At 64.4% G+C, this 18,382-nt stretch carries 23 protein-coding genes; 4 read left to right on the forward strand and 19 right to left on the reverse strand.

Going from position 1 to position 18,382, the window contains the following annotated elements; all coding sequences use genetic code 11:
- Positions 1-205: 205 nt before the first annotated feature.
- From FJ434_RS26450 to FJ434_RS26480, 7 genes are all read right to left on the reverse strand, one after another.
- A complete protein-coding gene (locus tag FJ434_RS26450) occupies positions 206-835 on the reverse strand; it encodes a DUF480 domain-containing protein (protein WP_140752485.1) in 630 nt (209 codons plus the stop codon).
- Positions 836-897: 62 nt separating this feature from the next.
- Entirely contained in the window at positions 898-1,677 is a 780-nt protein-coding gene (locus FJ434_RS26455; RefSeq protein WP_140752487.1) for a succinate dehydrogenase iron-sulfur subunit, read from the reverse strand.
- Positions 1,677-2,111 (reverse strand): DUF3052 domain-containing protein, encoded by a 435-nt coding sequence (locus FJ434_RS26460; RefSeq protein WP_140752489.1) that lies wholly within the window; start codon positions 2,109-2,111, stop codon positions 1,677-1,679. Before FJ434_RS26460 ends, FJ434_RS26455 begins: the two co-directional genes overlap by 1 nt.
- 2 nt (positions 2,112-2,113) lie before the next feature.
- Positions 2,114-3,949 (reverse strand): succinate dehydrogenase flavoprotein subunit, encoded by a 1,836-nt coding sequence (sdhA, locus tag FJ434_RS26465; protein ID WP_140718267.1) that lies wholly within the window; start codon positions 3,947-3,949, stop codon positions 2,114-2,116.
- Between the two features lie 4 nt (positions 3,950-3,953).
- Positions 3,954-4,349: a succinate dehydrogenase, hydrophobic membrane anchor protein gene (gene sdhD / locus FJ434_RS26470; protein ID WP_140752491.1), complete on the reverse strand. Its 396-nt coding sequence runs from the start codon at positions 4,347-4,349 to the stop codon at positions 3,954-3,956.
- Positions 4,349-4,765: a succinate dehydrogenase, cytochrome b556 subunit gene (gene sdhC / locus FJ434_RS26475; protein ID WP_027145532.1), complete on the reverse strand. Its 417-nt coding sequence runs from the start codon at positions 4,763-4,765 to the stop codon at positions 4,349-4,351. The genes sdhD and sdhC overlap by 1 nt, the downstream gene beginning before the upstream one ends.
- Before the next feature lie 256 nt (positions 4,766-5,021).
- Positions 5,022-5,447, reverse strand: coding sequence for a hypothetical protein (locus FJ434_RS26480; RefSeq protein WP_140718271.1), 426 nt, complete (start codon positions 5,445-5,447; stop codon positions 5,022-5,024).
- 253 nt (positions 5,448-5,700) lie between these two features.
- Between FJ434_RS26480 and FJ434_RS26485 the strand changes: the two genes are divergently transcribed.
- Positions 5,701-6,075: a hypothetical protein gene (locus tag FJ434_RS26485; protein ID WP_140752533.1), complete on the forward strand. Its 375-nt coding sequence runs from the start codon at positions 5,701-5,703 to the stop codon at positions 6,073-6,075.
- Here FJ434_RS26485 and FJ434_RS26490 read toward each other — a convergent pair.
- Positions 6,059-7,276: a GGDEF domain-containing protein gene (locus FJ434_RS26490; RefSeq protein WP_140752493.1), complete on the reverse strand. Its 1,218-nt coding sequence runs from the start codon at positions 7,274-7,276 to the stop codon at positions 6,059-6,061. The two genes, FJ434_RS26485 and FJ434_RS26490, sit on opposite strands and share 17 nt — an antisense overlap.
- Before the next feature lie 75 nt (positions 7,277-7,351).
- Positions 7,352-8,548 (reverse strand): GGDEF domain-containing protein, encoded by a 1,197-nt coding sequence (locus FJ434_RS26495; RefSeq protein ID WP_140752495.1) that lies wholly within the window; start codon positions 8,546-8,548, stop codon positions 7,352-7,354.
- A gap of 148 nt (positions 8,549-8,696) precedes the next feature.
- Here FJ434_RS26495 and FJ434_RS26500 point away from each other — a divergent pair, with 148 nt between their 5' ends.
- Positions 8,697-9,014 carry a hypothetical protein gene (locus FJ434_RS26500; protein WP_027145537.1) on the forward strand — a complete coding sequence of 106 codons (318 nt, stop codon included), beginning with the start codon at positions 8,697-8,699 and terminating at the stop codon, positions 9,012-9,014.
- Positions 9,015-9,053: 39 nt separating this feature from the next.
- On the opposite strand, the gene leuC is transcribed toward FJ434_RS26500, so the two are convergent.
- The 8 genes from leuC to rplS form a co-directional block, all read right to left on the reverse strand.
- Positions 9,054-10,463: a 3-isopropylmalate dehydratase large subunit gene (leuC, locus tag FJ434_RS26505; protein WP_140510293.1), complete on the reverse strand. Its 1,410-nt coding sequence runs from the start codon at positions 10,461-10,463 to the stop codon at positions 9,054-9,056.
- A gap of 69 nt (positions 10,464-10,532) precedes the next feature.
- On the reverse strand, positions 10,533-10,685 hold the full coding sequence (locus tag FJ434_RS26510; protein WP_181166128.1) for a hypothetical protein: 153 nt from the start codon (positions 10,683-10,685) through the stop codon (positions 10,533-10,535).
- A 20-nt stretch (positions 10,686-10,705) separates the two neighbouring features.
- Positions 10,706-11,341: a class I SAM-dependent methyltransferase gene (locus FJ434_RS26515; protein ID WP_140752497.1), complete on the reverse strand. Its 636-nt coding sequence runs from the start codon at positions 11,339-11,341 to the stop codon at positions 10,706-10,708.
- A 56-nt stretch (positions 11,342-11,397) separates the two neighbouring features.
- Entirely contained in the window at positions 11,398-12,207 is an 810-nt protein-coding gene (locus tag FJ434_RS26520) for an amino acid ABC transporter permease (protein ID WP_140752499.1), read from the reverse strand.
- An 87-nt stretch (positions 12,208-12,294) separates the two neighbouring features.
- Positions 12,295-13,092: a transporter substrate-binding domain-containing protein gene (locus FJ434_RS26525; RefSeq protein WP_140752501.1), complete on the reverse strand. Its 798-nt coding sequence runs from the start codon at positions 13,090-13,092 to the stop codon at positions 12,295-12,297.
- Between the two features lie 196 nt (positions 13,093-13,288).
- Positions 13,289-13,825 (reverse strand): MarR family winged helix-turn-helix transcriptional regulator, encoded by a 537-nt coding sequence (locus tag FJ434_RS26530; RefSeq protein ID WP_140752503.1) that lies wholly within the window; start codon positions 13,823-13,825, stop codon positions 13,289-13,291.
- Entirely contained in the window at positions 13,822-14,235 is a 414-nt protein-coding gene (locus FJ434_RS26535) for an organic hydroperoxide resistance protein (RefSeq protein ID WP_140752505.1), read from the reverse strand. The genes FJ434_RS26530 and FJ434_RS26535 overlap by 4 nt, the downstream gene beginning before the upstream one ends.
- A gap of 155 nt (positions 14,236-14,390) precedes the next feature.
- Positions 14,391-14,936, reverse strand: a complete 546-nt coding sequence (gene rplS / locus FJ434_RS26540) for a 50S ribosomal protein L19 (protein WP_027055127.1) — start codon at positions 14,934-14,936, stop codon at positions 14,391-14,393.
- A gap of 339 nt (positions 14,937-15,275) precedes the next feature.
- Between rplS and FJ434_RS26550 the strand changes: the two genes are divergently transcribed.
- Complete coding sequence (locus tag FJ434_RS26550) at positions 15,276-16,028, forward strand: sulfite exporter TauE/SafE family protein (protein WP_140718287.1); 753 nt, start codon at positions 15,276-15,278, stop codon at positions 16,026-16,028.
- Here FJ434_RS26550 and trmD read toward each other — a convergent pair.
- Both trmD and rimM read right to left on the reverse strand, forming a co-directional pair.
- Complete coding sequence (gene trmD / locus FJ434_RS26555) at positions 16,010-16,708, reverse strand: tRNA (guanosine(37)-N1)-methyltransferase TrmD (protein ID WP_140510306.1); 699 nt, start codon at positions 16,706-16,708, stop codon at positions 16,010-16,012. The genes FJ434_RS26550 and trmD overlap by 19 nt on opposite strands.
- A complete protein-coding gene (rimM, locus tag FJ434_RS26560) occupies positions 16,705-17,304 on the reverse strand; it encodes a ribosome maturation factor RimM (protein ID WP_140510308.1) in 600 nt (199 codons plus the stop codon). Before rimM ends, trmD begins: the two co-directional genes overlap by 4 nt.
- A gap of 99 nt (positions 17,305-17,403) precedes the next feature.
- Here rimM and FJ434_RS26565 point away from each other — a divergent pair, with 99 nt between their 5' ends.
- Positions 17,404-18,342: a tyrosine recombinase XerC gene (locus FJ434_RS26565; RefSeq protein ID WP_140718289.1), complete on the forward strand. Its 939-nt coding sequence runs from the start codon at positions 17,404-17,406 to the stop codon at positions 18,340-18,342.
- The last annotated feature ends 40 nt before the right edge of the window (positions 18,343-18,382 follow it).

Raw genomic sequence — 18,382 nt, forward strand, 5'->3', positions numbered from 1 at the left:
GTATCCCCGACGAGCCAACCGCCTTGTTCCCAAGGAACGCCTCGACAAAGCTCATCTGTCCCGTCCGCTTCACCGCCTCGCAAATCCCTCCGAGCAATAATCGAAGTGAATCACAATGCCAGAATTGCGCAACAGGCCCTCGTGGGGGAGATGTCCGGCAGGACAAAGAGGGGCGCTGTCCCGCCGACGTTTCGGATTGGCGGCCTCAACCGCCCAGCGCGTCAAGCCGCGCACGAAGGGCTGCGACTTCCTGCTCCAGCCCTTCCACCCTCGCCTCCAGGTCGGAGACGGGGATAGTCGGCGCACTCCGGTGCGCCGATAGAGCGGCAACATCGACGGGGCCAGCGAGGAGATGCACGTAGCGGTCCTCGCGCTGGCCCGGCCCGCGCGGGATTTCCTGGACCAGCGGTGGCCTGCGGCCGATCAGCATGTCGAGTTCACTGCGCAGGTCTTCGATCGACGAAAACCGCGCCATGCGCTCAGCGCGCGCCAGCAGCTCATGCGCCGTCTGTGGTCCGCGCAGCAGGAGCAGGCCGAGCAGCGCCGTTTGCGGCGTGGTCAGCGAGAAGCGCTGCGCCATCTGATGCTCATAACGCTCCACGCGCGAGCCGAACATCTGCCGCACGAGTCCTTTCTGCTCAAGCAGCTTCAGGGCCCGGTGCACCTCTGTCTGTTCCAGGGCCATGACAGGCTCGCGTGCCGTCTTCTGGTTGGCTGCGGCAAGTGCCGCGTTGAGCGTCAGCGGATAGACGTCCGGCGTCAGCTCCTTCTTCTCGATCAGGCAGCCGAGCACGCGCACTTCGACGGGAGAGAGAACAGGAAGGTCGTCGCTCATTGAGATCGCTATCCTTTCGAAAGCCGGAGGGACAACGCGAAGGATCGCGGCCTACCGCCGGACTAAACCCTTCTCTCCACCATCATCTTCTTGATCTCGGCGATCGCCTTCGCGGGATTCAGCCCCTTCGGACAGGTCTGCGCGCAGTTCATGATGGTGTGGCAGCGATAGAGCCGGAACGGGTCTTCGAGATTGTCGAGCCGTTCGCCCTTGGCCTCGTCACGGCTGTCGATCAGCCAGCGATAGGCCTGCAGCAGCGTCGCCGGGCCGAGATAGCGGTCGCCGTTCCACCAGTAGCTCGGGCACGAGGTGGAGCAGCATGCGCACAGGATGCACTCGTAAAGCCCGTCGAGCTTTTCGCGGTCCCCATGGCTCTGCAGCCATTCCTTGGCCGGCGTTGGCGACACCGTCTTCAGCCATGGCTCGATCGAGGCGTGCTGGGCGTAGAAATTGGTAAGGTCGGGCACCAGGTCCTTGATCACGGGCATATGCGGCAGCGGATAGACCTTGATCGCGCCTGAAACGTCGTCGCAGCCCTTGGTACAGGCAAGCGTGTTCGAACCGTCGATGTTCATGGCGCAAGAGCCGCAAATGCCCTCGCGGCAGGAGCGGCGCAGCGTCAGCGTCGGGTCGATCTTGTTCTTGATCCACAGCAGCGCGTCGAGCACCATCGGCCCGCAATCGTCCATATCGACGAAATAGGTGTCCATGCGCGGGTTCTCGTCATCGTCCGGCGACCAGCGATAGATGCGATATTCGCGCAGATTGGTGGCACCCTCCGGCTTCGGCCAGGTCTTGCCCTGTTGTATCTTCGAGTTCTTCGGGAGGGTGAGTTCGACCATTACCTCAGGTCCTTTCGGATGACGAGCTTCAGCCCGGACCAGATTTCATTCACGGCGGCGACCTTGACGTCGACAAGGTCGAGCTTCAGCGCTTCAGCGCGGACAACGCCTTCGGTGACATCGGTGTCCACTTTCGACGCCTTCTTCGGCCAGGAGACCCAGATCATGCCGTCGCGTTTGATCGCCGCTTCGACATAGCCGAGGCGACCCTCGATCTCGGCGCGCTGCCGGGTGAAGGCGTGGACGGCGTCGTATTTCAGGGTTGCGCCCGAAATGCCGGACCATTCGGCCAGCCGGTCGACCTCGGCAAAATCGACGGCCTCAGTGAGGCTCTCGAGTTCGGTTGGCAGCGCGATAAAGGCGGCAATCATGCCGTCCTTCAGGCCGAGCTTGGCCGGAAGGGGCGTGCCGGAATATCCCGCCGCCGTCGCCACTGTCAGTACACCCTGGCCTTCGGCGCGATCTTGGCGAGACTGATGCCGCCGTCTTTCTCCGCCACCAGTGGCTCGGTGTGCACCGGCCGGTAGGTCAGCGTCACCGCACCGTCCTCGCCGAGACGGGCGAGCGTGTGCTTGCGCCAGTTGGCGTCGTCGCGGGCGGAAAAATCTTCCCGCGCGTGCGCGCCACGGCTCTCCTTGCGCGCCTCGGCGCCATGGACGGTGGTGATGGCGTTGGCCATCAGGTTTTCCAGCTCCAGCGTCTCGACCAGGTCCGAATTCCAGATCATCGAGCGGTCGAACACCTTTATGTCCTTGAGCTCGGTCCAGATTTGCGAAATGCGCCTGCAGCCGTTTTCGAGCGATTCCTGCGTACGGAACACGGCTGCGTCCTCCTGCATCGCCTTCTGCATCTTTTCGCGCAGAACCGCCGTCGGCGTCGAACCGTTGGCATGGCGCAGCCGGTCGAAGCGGTCCATGATCTTGTCGACCGAAGCCTGGTTGGGCGACGGAATCGCCGCCTTGCGGTCGATGACTTGGCCGGCGCGGATCGCCGCGGCGCGGCCGAACACCACCAGATCGATCAGCGAGTTCGAGCCCAGCCGGTTGGCGCCGTGCACGGAAGCGCAGCCCGCCTCGCCCACCGCCATCAGGCCGGGCGAGACCCGGTCGGGGTTTTCGGCGGTCGGGTTGAGCACCTCGCCCCAGTAATTGGTCGGCACGCCGCCCATATTGTAATGCACCGTCGGCAGCACCGGGATCGGCTCCTTGGTCAGGTCGACACCGGCGAAGATTTTTGCCGACTCCGAAATGCCCGGAAGCCGTTCGTGCAGAACCGCCGGATCGAGATGATCGAGGTGCAGGAAGATGTGGTCCTTGTTCTTGCCGACGCCGCGGCCCTCGCGGATTTCCAGCGTCATGCATCGCGAGACGACGTCGCGCGAGGCGAGGTCCTTGGCCGACGGTGCGTAGCGCTCCATGAAGCGCTCGCCCTCGGAGTTGACGAGGTAGCCGCCCTCGCCGCGCGCGCCCTCGGTGATCAGGCATCCGGCGCCGTAAATGCCGGTCGGATGGAACTGCACGAACTCCATGTCCTGCAGGGGAAGCCCGGCCCGTGCGGCCATGCCGCCGCCGTCCCCGGTGCAGGTGTGCGCCGAGGTGGCGGAGAAATAAGCGCGCCCATAACCGCCGGTCGCCAGCACCACCATCTTGGCCGAGAAGCGGTGAATGGTGCCGTCATCGAGATTCCACGCCACGACGCCGGTGCAGGTGCCGTCCGGCTCCATGATCAGGTCGAGCGCGAAATACTCGATGAAGAACTGCGCGTTGTTCTTCAGCGACTGGCCGTAGAGCGTATGCAGGATGGCGTGGCCGGTGCGGTCGGCCGCGGCGCAGGTGCGCTGCACGGGCGGGCCGTCGCCATAGTTCATCATGTGGCCGCCGAACGGTCGCTGGTAGATCTTGCCTTCTTCGGTGCGCGAGAAAGGCACGCCGTAATGTTCGAGCTCGTAGACCGCGGCCGGCGCCTCGCGCACCATGTATTCCATGGCATCGACATCGCCCAGCCAGTCCGACCCCTTGACGGTGTCGTACATGTGCCACTGCCAGGAATCCGGCCCCATATTGGAGAGCGAGGCGGCGATGCCGCCTTGCGCGGCGACCGTATGCGAGCGCGTCGGGAACACTTTGGTGATGCAGGCGGTGCGCAGGCCCTGTTCGGCCATGCCGAGCGTGGCGCGCAGGCCAGCGCCCCCGGCGCCGACGATCACCACGTCGAACTTGTGGTCGACAAAGGTATAGCCTGCCGCGTTGGCTGATTTCGTGTCCTGGGCCAAGACTTCAGCCTCCGAATGCCAGTTTCAGCAGGGCGAAGAGCGAAGCGACGCCGACCGCTATGGTGAAGAATGTGTTGAGGGCGATCAGCGCCAGCTTCATGCCTTCGCCATGCACATAGTCCTCGATGATCACCTGCATGCCGATCCGCATATGGTAGAGCGGCGAGATGAGCACCAGGGCCATGACCAACGCCACGAACGGGTTGGCGAGCGCTGCCCGCACCTGCGCATAACCGGCACCGTTGAGCGCGATCAGGAACCCGGTGAAAAACAGGATCAGCGGGATGTTGGCGATCGCCGTCAGCCGCTGGCGCCAGAAATGCCCGGTGCCTTCGCGGGCCGAGCCCAAGCCGCGCACCTTGGCGAGCGGAGTGCGCATGTCGATTTTTTTCGCACTCATCACAAAGCTCCCCGCGCCATATAGCCGGCGATCCAGATCAAGAGTGTGAGCAGGACCGAGCCGGCAAGCGTCGCCCAGGCGATCTTCGAGGCCGTGTGTTTTTCAAGTCCGGCGCCGGTATCCCAGATCAGATGGCGGACACCGCCCAGCATGTGATGCATGAGAGCCCAGGTGTAGCCGAACAGGATGAGCCGGCCGAGCCACGTGCCGAACGCCCAGTTCACCCAGTCGAAAGCACCCTGCGAACTTGCCGCCGCCATCAGCCAGACGGCGACCAGCAGCGTGCCGAAATAGAGCGCCCCCCCGGTGATGCGATGGATGATCGACATCGTCATGGTGATCGGCGGCCGGTAGACCGTCAGGTGCGGCGAAAGCGGCCTTTCGCGTCTGGCTTGGGTGGCTGGTGATTTGCTCATGGCTGCCCCAGTTCGGCGTCTCCCGCCTCAGGTGGAAATGCGGCATTGCCGCTTCCGGTTGCGACTTCGGACAGCCGGTTTCTAATGCTCTTTTTGCACCGCGTCAAAGCCAGAAAACCGTTTCGAAAACGTAATTTAGTCTGACTAAAAGGCCGGATACGGCTTCAATCGATTAGCGGCTGAGCACCCGAAGCCAGCTCGATATCGTTGCAGTGCAGCATGTCTGGCCCGAGGCGCTGCCGTGCCGGGATTTGCATCAGCGGGTGCAGGTCTGCGGCGTCGACCCCCTCTTCATCACCAGCGCCTCGCGCCCGTCGATCACGATTGCGTCATGCGTCACCGCCTGGTAGCGGCTGCTCTGGTTTGCCGGCGATGCCGCGAACTCCTCGGTGGCGCCTTCCTGCCCGACCACGCGCAGCGACGTGCCGAGATTTTGGATGGTGATCATGCCGCCATTGCCGCACCTATAGGTGGCCATGCCCGTGGTGAGGCGTGGCGCGGTGAGGTCCGTGGTGATCTTGGTTGCCGGTGGCGCGGGCTGTTGCTGGGCGGGAGCGGCAGGCGGCACCACGGGTGTAACCCTGCTCGCGGCCTTGGGCGCGCCGTCTTCCGGCACACAGGCACCGGCCGCGAAAAGCAGCGGAATAATGAAAGACACCCGAACCGTTCGGCCAAACATCATGTGCTGCCCCCTCATGCCCCGAGGCACGCTAGCCACGCGGCGCGGCAAGATCAAGTTCGCCCGGCCGGTCATGTCGACCGGTTGGGGACATCGGCGGCGAACTGCAAAAATTAACCATGTTCATTAAGAAACGGCCATTGAGCCGCTCCTCCCCTTAACAAAGGTTAAGAAAGAGTTAATTTCCGATTCGGATCAGATCGGGGCGCGATCTCTCTCGCGCCGACAAAGGGAGAGCGACATGCATTCCAACTCAGTGCGGGCCAAATCGGTGCGGGCCAAACTGGTCCGGACAAGCCTCGCGGTCACGCTGGCCGCACTTGCCGTTGCGGTGGCCGCGCCGGCGGAGGCCGGCTTGCGCCATCACGACCGCGTCTACGCCGATTCGTTCGGCAATCTCGTCATCGACAGCGCCGCCGGCTACAAGCGCATCATCGTCGGCGAAGGCAAGCTGGCCAAACAACTGTCCGACTACACCAGCGCCGGCCAGCCCAAGATAATCTACCAGAATGAATCCGACGACATATCGGGCGACGGCGACTGCTATCGCCCGCCGGTGTTCGTCAAGGGCCGCTCCTATATGTACGGCCTTTCCGACGGCGAGATGCCGGAGCTCAGCCCCTGCCGCTGATACGGGCCTGGCCGATTCTTACCACGGCCAGCCCATCGGCTGGCCCGGTGGAGACACGCACGCAGTCGCGCCCGGCATTCTTTGCCAGGTAGAGCGCTTCATCCGCACGCCGCATCAGGTCTGAGAAACCCTCGCCCATGTGAAGCTCGGCAATGCCGAAGCTCGACGTGCAGCGCGTGTCGGGCGGCAACCCGTTGACGGGCGAAGCGCCGAATGCATGGCGGATGCCTTCCGCGAACAGCCGGGCGGCTGCAAGGTTGGCTCCTGTCAGGATAATAGCGAACTCCTCGCCACCGATGCGGCCAACCACGTGATGACCCTCGGCCGCCTCTCGCAGCAGGCCGGCGAAGGTCTCGATCACCCGATCGCCGGAGGCATGGCCGAAACTGTCGTTGACGCTCTTGAAATGATCGAGATCGGCAATGACCATTGCCACCGGCGCGCCCAGGCGCGTGGCGTCGTGCACGGCCAGCTCCGCGTGACGCGTGAAACCGCCACGGTTGAGCAGGCCCGACAGCGTGTCCACCTCCGACTTCGACGTCACTTCGGCAAGCACATCGTGAACGAGAATGGCCAGCATCAGCAGAGCCAGCGCCAGCGCAAAGACAGTGCCCAGCGACTGCGACACCAGCGCGTAACTGCTTTGCAGATAAGCCTGCGGATTGGCGCCCCAGCCGCCGAGCGCATGCGCGAGGAACGGCTTTGAGGCAAACTGCAGGCCGCTGGCGGCAAGCAACGCCATCAAGATCAGATCGAGCCGACCGCGGCCTTGCCTCGACTGCCAGACGATGCCGAGGCCGGTGAACTGCATGGCTGCGTAGGGAAGCTGGTAGACCATCATGCGGGTGAGCGACTGGCGCGGCAGATCCTGCACGAAATAGACCGCGATGGTGGTGACGGCCAGAAAGAACAGCATCGGCGTCCATGGCGGCGCCACGCCATATTTGCGGGCAAGTCCGCCATTAAAGGCAATGGTGGCGCCAAGGAAAACGGCAAAGGCGGTAACCACCGGAAGCCGCGCGTCGCTGAAGACGGGAATGCTGAATTCGATCGCCGAATAGGCCATGCCCAGGACATAACCTGACGCCAGCCAGCGCGCCGGCGCGCGGCCGGCATCGTGGAACGAGACAGCCATGAAGGATGCCGCCAGCAGGCCGGCGACCGCCAGGTTGATCAACAGGATGAAGTTGGCGCCGCTCATGGATTCTCAAACCCCTGCCGACAGCTAAACATCGCCGGGCGAAAAAGACGTTAACGCCGAGCGCGGATGCGGCGGTCAGCTGGCCCTGAGCGGCTCCGGCACGAACACCGTCTCCGGCCGCTCGTAGGAGACGCGCACGCCGTCGCGGCCATTTTTCTTGGCCTTGTAAAGCGCCTCGTCGGCCCGGCGCAACAAGGGCTCCAGCGTCTCGTCGCCGCTGCGGGCCGCCACGCCGAAGCTGGCGGTGACCTTCGTGCCGGCGGGAAGCCCGTCGACGCCGCCGGCCGAATAGAGTGTGCGCACCGCCTCGGCGAACAGCCGGGCGGCGGCGAGATCGGTCAGCGGCAGGAGCACGGCGAATTCCTCGCCGCCGATGCGCCCCGCGGCACCTCGTGCTCCCGTGGCCGAGAGCAGCTTGGCGGCAAAGTCCGCAATCGCGCGGTCACCGGCGGCATGCCCGTGCACGTCGTTGAGGGCCTTGAAATGGTCGAGGTCGGCCAGCACCAGCGCCACCGGGAATTTGGCCATGGCGCAATGCTGCAGCAGCATGGCGGCGCGCTCCTCGAAACCTCGGCGGTTGAGCAGCCCCGAAAGCGGGTCGGTATGGGTTTCCGTCTTCAGCGCCTTCATCACGTCGAGCGCGGCCGCGGTGAAGAGGCAAAGCGCGATCAGCAGCGACAGCAGTGCGTGCGACAACAACGCCGTCGTCCAGTAGGACGAGCCGTAGAAGCCGTCATAGCTGGCGAAGGGCCCGTGCGCGATGACCACCACCAGGGTGCGCACGAAGAAATTGACGCTGGACAGCAGCGACAGCACGAACAGGATCTTTTCTGTCGGGCCATTGTTGCGCACCGGGCGCAATTCGGCGGCGACGAGCAGGCTGAGGCCGCCGAAACCGAAATTCATCGCCAGGATGCGCCAGGTGAGATCCGGGGTGACGAAGAGAAACCACGCGAACGCCGCAAGGCCGCCGCCCGCCAGCACGGCGATTCCCACGCCGGGCACCTTCCTGCCGTAGCGGGCGATGATGGCGCCCGACAGGCAGCAGGCGGCGATGGTGAAGCAGATGTTCGACACCAGCTTGGTCAGCACCACGCCGATCGGCAAGGTGAAATACTGGAACAGGAAGCCGGGCGCCGAGGCGCAGTAGCTGAGCGCCAGCACCGCCAGATAGGGACGATGGCGCTGGTAGAACCACAGCACGAGAAACGCCGCGCCGAGCGCCAGCGCGATCGTCGGATTGAGCAACGCTATGAACAGGCCAGTGTCCAAAGGACCGTGACTTCTCTCGCTTGACGTCACGGAAGACCTTAGGGGGCAAGCCCAAACAAGCCGTTAAGCCAGGGTGTTGGCGCGATATGTCGGCGGGGAACCCGCTGCTGTCGGCAGCGTTCCTCAATTCACAATCCAGGAGCAGGCCATGGCCGACACGATCACATTGACCGACCACGATGCAATCCGTTCATGGGCTGCCGGGCGCGCCGGCTTTCCGGCAATCGTCGACATATCGCCCGAGGCTGGGACGCAGCCCATGCTGAGGCTGGTCTTCGGCCAGAACGCCTATCAGGACCAGGACCAGCCGGAACGGCCCGTCAATGCCGGCGGCTATGAGCTTGTCGAATGGGACGAATGGTTCAAGCTCTTCGAAGAGCAGCAGCTGGCGCTCGTGGTCGCGGCGGACGAACCTGGTCGCCGCGAGGAATTCCACGAGCTCATACGGCGTGACGGCAAGGCCTGACCCGGGCCGCGCCAGGCTCGGGTCAATGCCGAGCCTGGCTTATTTCCAGTCGCGGATGTCGACGAAGTGGCCGGCGATCGCCGCCGCCGCCGCCATCGCCGGCGACACCAGATGGGTGCGGCCCTTGAAGCCTTGCCGGCCCTCGAAATTGCGGTTCGAGGTCGAGGCGCAGCGTTCATGCGGCTTCAGCCGGTCGTCGTTCATGGCCAGGCACATCGAGCAGCCCGGCTCGCGCCAGTCGAAACCGGCGGCGAGAAAGATCTTGTCCAGCCCCTCGGCTTCCGCTTGCTCCTTCACCAGGCCGGAGCCCGGCACGATCATGGCATCGACATGCGGGCTGACCGTCTTGCCTTCGACCACCTTGGCGACGGCGCGCAGATCCTCGATGCGGCCATTGGTGCAGGAGCCGATGAAGACGCGGTCGAGCGTGATGTCGGTGATCTTGGTCCCCGGCGTCAGGCCCATATAGTCGAGCGCGCGCAGCTTGGAGGTGCGCTTGTTCTCGTCGGTGATGTCATCCGGGTTAGGCACGATGCCTTGCACTGAGACGACGTCCTCGGGCGAAGAGCCCCAGGAGACGATCGGCGGCAGTTTCGCCGCGTCGAGCACGATCACCTTGTCGAAATGCGCGCCTTCGTCGGTCCGCAGCGTCTTCCAGTATTCGAGCGCCGCGTCCCAGGCAGCGCCCTTGGGCGCGCGCGGCTTGTCCTTGACATAGGCGAAGGTGGTCTCGTCCGCCGCGATCAGGCCGGCGCGCGCGCCGCCTTCGATCGACATGTTGCAGATCGTCATGCGGCCTTCCATCGACAGCGCACGGATCGCCTCGCCGGCATATTCGATGACATAGCCGGTGCCGCCGGCGGTGCCGATCTCGCCGATGATGGCGAGGATGATGTCCTTGGCGGTGACGCCTTCCGGCAGCACGCCATCGACGCGGACCAGCATGTTCTTGGCCTTGCGCTGGATCAGCGTCTGCGTCGCCAGCACATGCTCGACTTCCGACGTGCCGATGCCATGCGCCAGCGCGCCGAAAGCACCATGGGTGGAGGTGTGGCTGTCGCCGCAGACGATGGTCATGCCCGGCAGCGTAAAGCCCTGCTCAGGTCCGATGATGTGGACGATGCCCTGGCGGATATCGTTCTCGGAATAATACTCGACGCCGAAATCCCTGGCGTTCTTGGCCAGCGCCTCGACCTGGATGCGGCTTTCCTCGTTCTTGATGCCGAACTTGCGCTCGGGCGAGGTCGAGACATTGTGATCGACAACGGCCAGCGTCTTTTCCGGGTGACGGACTTTTCTGCCGCTCATGCGCAGGCCCTCAAAGGCCTGCGGGCTGGTCACTTCATGAACGAGGTGGCGGTCGATATAGAGCAGGCAGGTGCCGTCGTCCTGGCGGTCGACGACATGGTCGTCGAAAATCTTGTCGTAGAGGGTGCGCGGTGCGCTCATGTGCGTAAATCCGTCGATATGAGAATGGGAAAGAACTGATGCCGCAAGCCTGCAGCTGGCCGTCAGGGATCAGCGAAGTCGGCTGGTCAGGGCGCCGGACATGCGCGCGGAGAAGCGCGACGGCAGGCGTTTTCTGTCCTGCAGCACGAATCCCTTGTAGGCCGGATCGCCAAAAAGCTCTTCCATGGCCGGGTAGATAGCAATGTTTTGGGTTTTCGGCAATTGCGGCGTGTCGCCAGCGCTCAGATCACCTCGAACACAAAGGTCCTCACCAGCGCGTCCGGCTCGGCGATCGCATAGCAGCGAAACCACGGGCTTGCCTCAACCGTCCGCCACTTTCCTCCCTGCTCCAATTCATCGAACACCACCTGGAACCCGCCGCTCTCGAAAACCTGGTCGCGCACGGTGAAGATGGCGTGGCCGCCCTTCTTCGTGATGCGCACCAGCTCGTGCAGGCCAGACGCCGGCGCGTGGCTGATGGTGAACACACCGGCGGAGAAGAAGGCGCGAAAATGGCCGTCCGGCCACGGCAGCGGGCCGCCAAGCATCGCCTGCTTCAGCTCGCTGTAGGCATTGCGACTGCCGGCGATCTTGAGCATGTCGTCCGAGAGATCCAGCCCGGCAATGTCACTGTAACCGAGCGCTTTCAAGGAAGGTCCCGACAGGCCGGTGCCGCAGCCGGCGTCGAGCAGCGGCCCCTCGCCCGCCGGCACGTGGCGCGCCACCCAGGCGGTGATCAGGAACGGCAGGAGATAACCGAGCGAGGCGGTCTCGCTGTCATAGGTCGCGGCCCATGCGGCATAGGCCTGCGCCAGCGTTTCGGGCGTATCGGCCGTGTAGACCGAATCCAGCGCCGCGTTGGCCTTGTCTATGTTCATGGGGCATGCTCCTCCTCCGGTAAGCGCCCGAGCCTAACGCTGTCCTGGCCGAAAAACTATTCCTCGTGCTGGCGGCGCAAACGCCGCTCCAGCGCCCTGAGCGACAGCGACAGGCCGACGGTGAGGATGAGATAGATATAGGCTGTTATCGAATAGGTCTCGAAGAAGCGGAACGAGCCGGCCGCATACACCTTGCCCATCTGCGTGATGTCGGCGACGCCGAGCACCGAGACCAGCGAGGAATCCTTGACCAGGGCGACGAAATCATTGCCGAGCGGCGGCAGGATGGTGCGGATCGCCTGCGGGAACACGACCAGCCGGAAGCGCTGCGCGCGGCTCAGCCCCAAGGCCTTGGCCGCCTCGATCTGGCCTTTCTCGACCGACTGGATGCCGGCCCGGAAAACCTCCGAGATGAAGGCCGAATAGCCGATTGTCAGCGCCATGATGGCGCGCCACAGCAACGACACGTCGCGCACCAGCAGCTCGCCGAGAATGCCGGCGCTCTGCAACGGCGCGGTCAGCGCGTTCCAGGCCGCGACGAAGGCCGGCGCGCCGGCAAACGCAATCCAGAACAGCAGCACTAGGATCGGCACGCCACGGATGATCTCGACATAGAAGCGCGCGATCTGCCGCAGCCAGGTCGAACCCGACAGGCCCATGAGCGCAATGCCGAGGCCGATGATCGACGCCATGGCGAAAGCAACCACGGTGACGAAGACGGTGATGCCGATGCCCTTTGCGACAGTGGCGAAGACCTGCGCGTAGAGATCGCTGGCCGCGATGGCGAGTGCGGCCGCCAACGCAAGGACGCCGGCAACGGCGAGCCACCAGGGAAAGTCGGGTTTGGAGATGGAGGGGGCTGCCATCAGGTGGCGTAAGAACTGAGAGAGGGACGCGGGCGCAGCCTCAGCGCAACTCCCTGCCCCTCAGACGACTCCTTCAACAAGATTGGCTCACTGCCCCATCTTGTAATCAAGGAACCATTTCTTGTTGAGCGCATCGAGCGTGCCATCCGCCTTGAGCGCCGCGATCGCCGCGTTGACCGGCTTCACCAGGTCCGAGCCCTTGGGGAAGATGAAGCCGAAATCTTCGGTGCCGAGCGGGCCGCCGATCAGCTTCAGCTTGCCCTCCGAGGCATCGACATAGCCCTTGCCCGCGGTGCCGTCGGTCAGCACGACATCGACATCGCCGGATTTCAGCGCCTGCACCGTGGCGCCAAATGTTTCGAACAGTTTGATGCGCGGGTTCTGCTCATTGCCGTCCAGCACGCTGTAGACGGCGGTATAGAATGGCGTGGTGCCCGCCTGCGCGCCGACCAGCCCGTCCTTGAAGGCGCCGAAGGTCTTGGCATCGGTGAAGCGGCTTTCATCGCCGCGCACCAGCATGAACTGTTCCGAGCGCATATAGGGGTCGGAGAAATCCACCTTCTGCTTGCGGTCGTCCTTGATGGTGATTCCGGTCATGCCGATGTTGTACTGGTTATCCGAAACCGCCTGGATCATCGCGTCCCAGGAGGTGTTCTGGTACTCGACCTTGAAATTGAGCCGCTTGGCGATCTCGTTCATCGCGTCATATTCCCAGCCGATCTGTTTGCCGGTCTTGGCATCGATGAATTGCAGCGGCGGATAGGCATTCTCCGTCACCACCACCACCTTTTTGCCGCCGAGATCGGGCAGCGCCTGCGCGAAGGCGGCAATGGGCGCCAGGACGAGAGCCAGCAGGCCGGCCAGCAGCAATTTTGATTTGGTCATGACAACACTCCCGGAAATTGAAAGCGCCCGGATATCGACCGGGCTTGCAAGAAAATCCGGCGCCGACTTTAGCTTTCCGCAAGCGCCATGCAAGACGGCACGCTGCGTTGGGATAGCCCAAAACGGATTTGAATGCCTTCAATCCGGAGATTTCCGGAACGATCCGTGCCACGGCAATGGACGGCTGCGTTGGCGGCTAGGATTTTCCCGTGTCGGGGACCGACGCGTCCGTCGACCGGTCGTCGGCCACAGCGCTACGCAGGCCCGCGACAAGATGGGTGAGTGTGCCGTGCAGGGCCTTCGCTTCGCCTGGTCCGAGCGGGACGCTGCAGGCAAGTGCGGCCGAGACATCCTTCATGCGGGCGCGCAGGGCCTGGCCCTTGGCTGTCGGCTCGACCAGCACCCGGCGCTCGTCCGCGGCATCGCGCCGGCGGGTGACCAGGCCGCCCGCCTCCATCCGCTTGAGCAGCGGCGTCAGCGTCGCTGAATCCAGGCCCAGCGCTTCGCCAAGGTCACCCACCGTGCTCGGCGCACGTTCCCACAGCGCCAGCATCGCCAGGTATTGCGGATAGGTCAGGCCGAGCGGATCGAGCAATGGCCGGTAAAGCTTGGTCATCAGCCCGCTCGCCGAATAGAGCGCGAAGCAGAGCTGCTGATCGAGCCGTGGCACCGGGATCGCCCCGGCGGCCTCCGCCGGGGCCTCGCTGTCTTTCGTTTCGACCTTTGTCGTCATGCCGCCTTTACCGAAAGCGCCACCTCGACATTGCCCCTGATGGCGTTCGAATAGGGGCAAACCTGATGCGCCGCCGATACAAGCGCTTCCGCCGCCGTCTGATCAAGGCCTTTTGTCTCCGCCGCGAGCGCAACGCCGAGCCTGAAGCCCTCGCCGTTGGGAAGCAGGCTGACAGTGGCGGTTACCGCGGCATCTTCGAGCGGCAGTTTCTGCTTGCGCGCGACGAAGCGGATGGCGCTTTCGAAGCAGGCGGCATAGCCGATGGCGAAAAGCTGTTCGGGATTGGTGGCGCCGCCCGGCCCGCCGAGCTCCTTGGGCATCGCCAGGTCGACCTTGAGCAGGCCGTCTCTGGTCTCGCCATGGCCGGCGCGACCGCCGGTCACGTGGGCCTGTGTGGTGTAGAGTGCCATGTCGTAGTCTCCAATCATATTGTGCACGATTATCTAGTACACTATGTAATTGGAGGTCAACCACCGTTCCCATTCCCGGAACTGAAAGCGTTCACAGTCTGGTGAAACGAAAAAAGGCGGCCAAAGCCGCCTTTTTCAAAATCCTTCGTCGAACCTTATTCGGCGGGGGTCGCTTCAGCGGCCTTGGCTGCTTCGGCCTCGGCGGCCGCCTTCTTCTCTGCGGCTTCCTTGGCGGCCGTCTCGGCGGCCAGCGCCTGGGCGGCGGCGACCTTCTCGGCCTCGATGCGGGCCTTCTCGGCGTTCAGCGCATCACGCTCCTCATCGTTGAGCTTGCGGGCGCGCACGCCGGTGTTTTCCGAGATACGAGCCGACTTGCCGCGACGATCGCGCAGGTAATAGAGCTTGGCGCGGCGCACCTTGCCGCGGCGCACGATCTCGACGCCTTCGACCATCGGCGAGTAGACCGGGAACACGCGCTCGACGCCTTCGCCGTAGGAGATCTTGCGGACGGTGAAATTTTCCTGGAAGCCGGAACCGGCGCGGGCGATGACGACGCCCTCATAGGCCTGGACGCGGGTGCGGGTGCCTTCGGTCACGCGGACCTGGACGCGCACGGTGTCGCCGGGCTGGAATTCGGGAAGCTTGCGCTTGGCTTCGATCTTGGCGGCCTGTTCGGCCTCGAGCTGACGGATGAGATCCATCTAGAAATCCACTTCTTGTTCTTCCGACAGTCAGAGCGCCCTACGCTCGCCTTGCAGTTCCATTCGACCGCTCGGCTATGTCCTTTGTCTCCAAGACATTTGTCTTCAAAACATCGGGCAGGGGCGACTTCACCGTCATTGTTGACGGGTCCGGCAGATTGTTCTTGCCGGTACGGGCGGGCACATACAGCTATTTCGGTGCTTTGTCACGCCTTGCCCATGCATTTTTTGCCGGCATGGCTCCCGGCATGGCACCATCTTAATCCTGCCGTGCCGGGTTGCGCAGGTCCGGCAAGCTCCCTAAGGCAGAAATAGCACACATCCTTACGGCGGCCCTCCATGTCTGTCTTCCACGCCATCCTGCTCTTCCTGGCGGGCTTTCTGTCAGGCGCCGCCAACGCGGTCGCCGGCGGCGGCACCTTCATCACCTTCGGCGCCATGACATTGGTCGGCGTGCCGCCGATCCTCGCCAACGCCACCTCCTCGGTGACGCAATTTCCCGGCTACATCACCTCGACGCTCGCCTACTGGGACGATATCAGGCACTTCTGGCGCGGCGCGCTGCTGCTCTGCCTGATCTCGGCCGGCGGCGCGCTGGCCGGCGCGCTGATCCTGCTGGCGCTCGACAATTCATCCTTTCGCGCCTTGGTGCCGTGGCTGCTTTTGGGCGCGACGGCGCTGTTTGCCGCCGGACCCTGGCTGAAGCCGGCGCCGAAACCTGGACATGAAGCGGCCGTGGGTTCTCTCGCCGGTTCGCTGGCCCAATTCGTCACCGCCATCTATGGCGGCTTCTTCGGCGCCGGCATGGGCGTGATGATGCTGGCCACCCTCGGCCTGACCCAAGCCGGCGATTACCACCGGCTGAATGCCTTGAAGAACATGCTCGCGGTGGTCATCGCCGCTGTCGCCATCGTCGTCTTCGTCTCGGGCGGCGTCGTCGCCTGGCCGCAGGCGATCATCATGATCCCGGCCGGCGCGCTGGGCGGCTATGCCGGCGTCTGGATCGCCAAGCGCGTGCCGCAGAAAATGGTGCGCGGCTTCGTGGTCGCCGTCGGCCTGTTTCTCGCCTTCTACTATTTCACCAAAGGCTGAGCGCCCAGAAGATCGGGCCGCCTCTCCTTCGTCAGCCGCTCTGACTGCTCACGCCGCCAGGCGGCGATCTTCTTGTGATTACCCGAGATCAGCACTTCGGGAATCTCCCTGCCCTCGAATTCCTGCGGCCGCGTGTAATGCGGATGTTCGAGCAGGCCGTTCTCGAAACTCTCTTCCTCACCGGACACGGCATTGCCCATCACGCCGGGCAACAGCCGCACCACGGCGTCGAGCAGCACGAGTGCCGCCGGCTCGCCGCCCGACAGGATGAAATCGCCGATCGAGACTTCCTCCAGGCCGCGCGCGTCGATCACCCGCTGGTCGACACCTTCGAAGCGGCCACACAGGATGACGGCGCCCGGCCCGGCGGCGAGCTCGCGCACGCGCGCCTGCGTCAGCGGTTTGCCGCGCGGGCTCATCAAGAGCCGCGGCCGCAAATCACCGGGAGGCGAAGCATGGTCGACCGCCTTGGCCAGCACATCGGCGCGCATCACCATGCCGGCGCCGCCGCCGGCCGGCGTGTCGTCGACGGTGCGATGCTTGTCGATGGCGAAATCGCGGATCTGGATCGCATCAAGCGACCATGTGCCGGCCTCCAGCGCCCGTCCGGCCAGCGACACGCCGAGCGCGCCGGGAAACATCTCGGGATAGAGCGTCAGCACCGACGCGGCAAAACTCACCGGTTGCCCCCGGCGTCGCGCGGTCCGCGCGGCCTGCCCTTGGGGTCGAAATCGTCCTCGCGCGGCGCCTCACCATCCTCGTCCTCGACCAGACCGGCCGCCACCGGGTCGACGCGGACAAAACCCTCGGCGATCGACACGGCAGGCACGGCGACCTGCGTGAACGGGATAAGCACACCCTTGCGCCCGGCGAGCGTCACATCGAGAATGTCGCCGCCGCCGAAATTGTGCACCGCGACGACCTTCCCGATGGCGGCACCGGTATCATCCCGGATTTCCAGCCCGATCAGGTCGGCATGGTAGAATTCGTCCTCCTCGCCATCATCGGGCAACATCGAGCGGTCGACGAACAGCTCCGTACCGGCAAGCGCTTCGGCCGCGTTGCGGTCGTTGACGCCCTTGAACCGCACCACGACAACGGTGTTGGCAGGCCTTATGTCGGTGATCTGGAAGGCACGGCCGTCCCTGGCGTAGAGCGGCCCGTAGTCGGCCAGCGCCATTGGATCGCCGGTGAAGGTTTTCACCCTGAGCTCGCCCTTGATGCCGTGCGCGGCTCCGATCACGGCCATTTGGACGGGGTTTTGGGGTTTGCTCATGGGCGAAAAATCCTTTGCCCCTGCTCTAGCGCCGCCTCGCCGTCATTTCAATGACGGCCTCTTCACCGCTTCCTAACCCGAATACCCGAAAATGCCGCCATGCAGGAATTCCTCATACCGGCAAAACCCGATCTCCAGGCGGCGCGTGAAAGCTGGCTGAAGATGCTGGCGCGCGAACGCCGGCTGTCGCCGCAAACCGTCGAGGCGTATGAGCGCGATTCACGCCAGTTCCTGCACTTCCTTACCGGCCATATCGGCGGACCGCCCGGCATTTCTGATATCTCGGACCTGCGCCCGGCCGATCTGCGCGGCTTCCTCGCCGCTCGCCGCAATGCCGGTGCCGGCGCACGCACGCTTGGCCGCGGATTGGCCGGCATCCGTTCGCTGCTGCGGTTCCTCGAACGACGAGGCCTGGCCAATGCGGCGGGTGCGGCTGCCTTGCGCGCGCCGCGCCAGCCCAAATCGCTGCCCAAGCCGCTGACGGCGAGCGATGCCAGGCACGTGGTCTCCGTCGAGGGTCAGCTGGCCGAAGAGCCCTGGATCGCTGCCCGCAACGCCGCCGTGCTGACGCTGCTCTACGGCTCGGGCCTGCGCATTTCGGAAGCGCTTGGGCTGGCCGGGGCCGATCTGGCATCGGAGGCCGACACCGTGCTGCGCGTCACCGGCAAAGGCGGCAAGACGCGGCTGGTGCCGGTGCTGCCGGTGGCGCTCAGGGCAATCGCCGAATACCGCAGGCTCTGTCCCTATCATCTCGATCCCAAGGGCTTGCTGTTTCGCGGCGCGCGCGGCGGCCCGCTCAACCCGGCCATCATCCAGCGCGACATGGCGAAACTGCGCGCGGCGCTCAACCTGCCTGACACCGCGACGCCGCATGCCTTGCGCCATTCCTTCGCCACCCATTTGCTCGGCCGTGGCGGCGATCTGCGCACCATCCAGGAACTCTTGGGCCACGCCAGCCTGTCGACGACGCAGATCTACACCGGTGTCGACACCGCAAGACTGCTGGAAATCTACGAATCGGCCCACCCCAGGGCCTGAACCCTTCAATTTTGCCGTCCCGATTAACGGTTTTGCCGCT

Source organism: Mesorhizobium sp. B2-5-13 (assembly GCF_006440535.1).
Taxonomy (GTDB): domain Bacteria; phylum Pseudomonadota; class Alphaproteobacteria; order Rhizobiales; family Rhizobiaceae; genus Mesorhizobium; species Mesorhizobium salmacidum.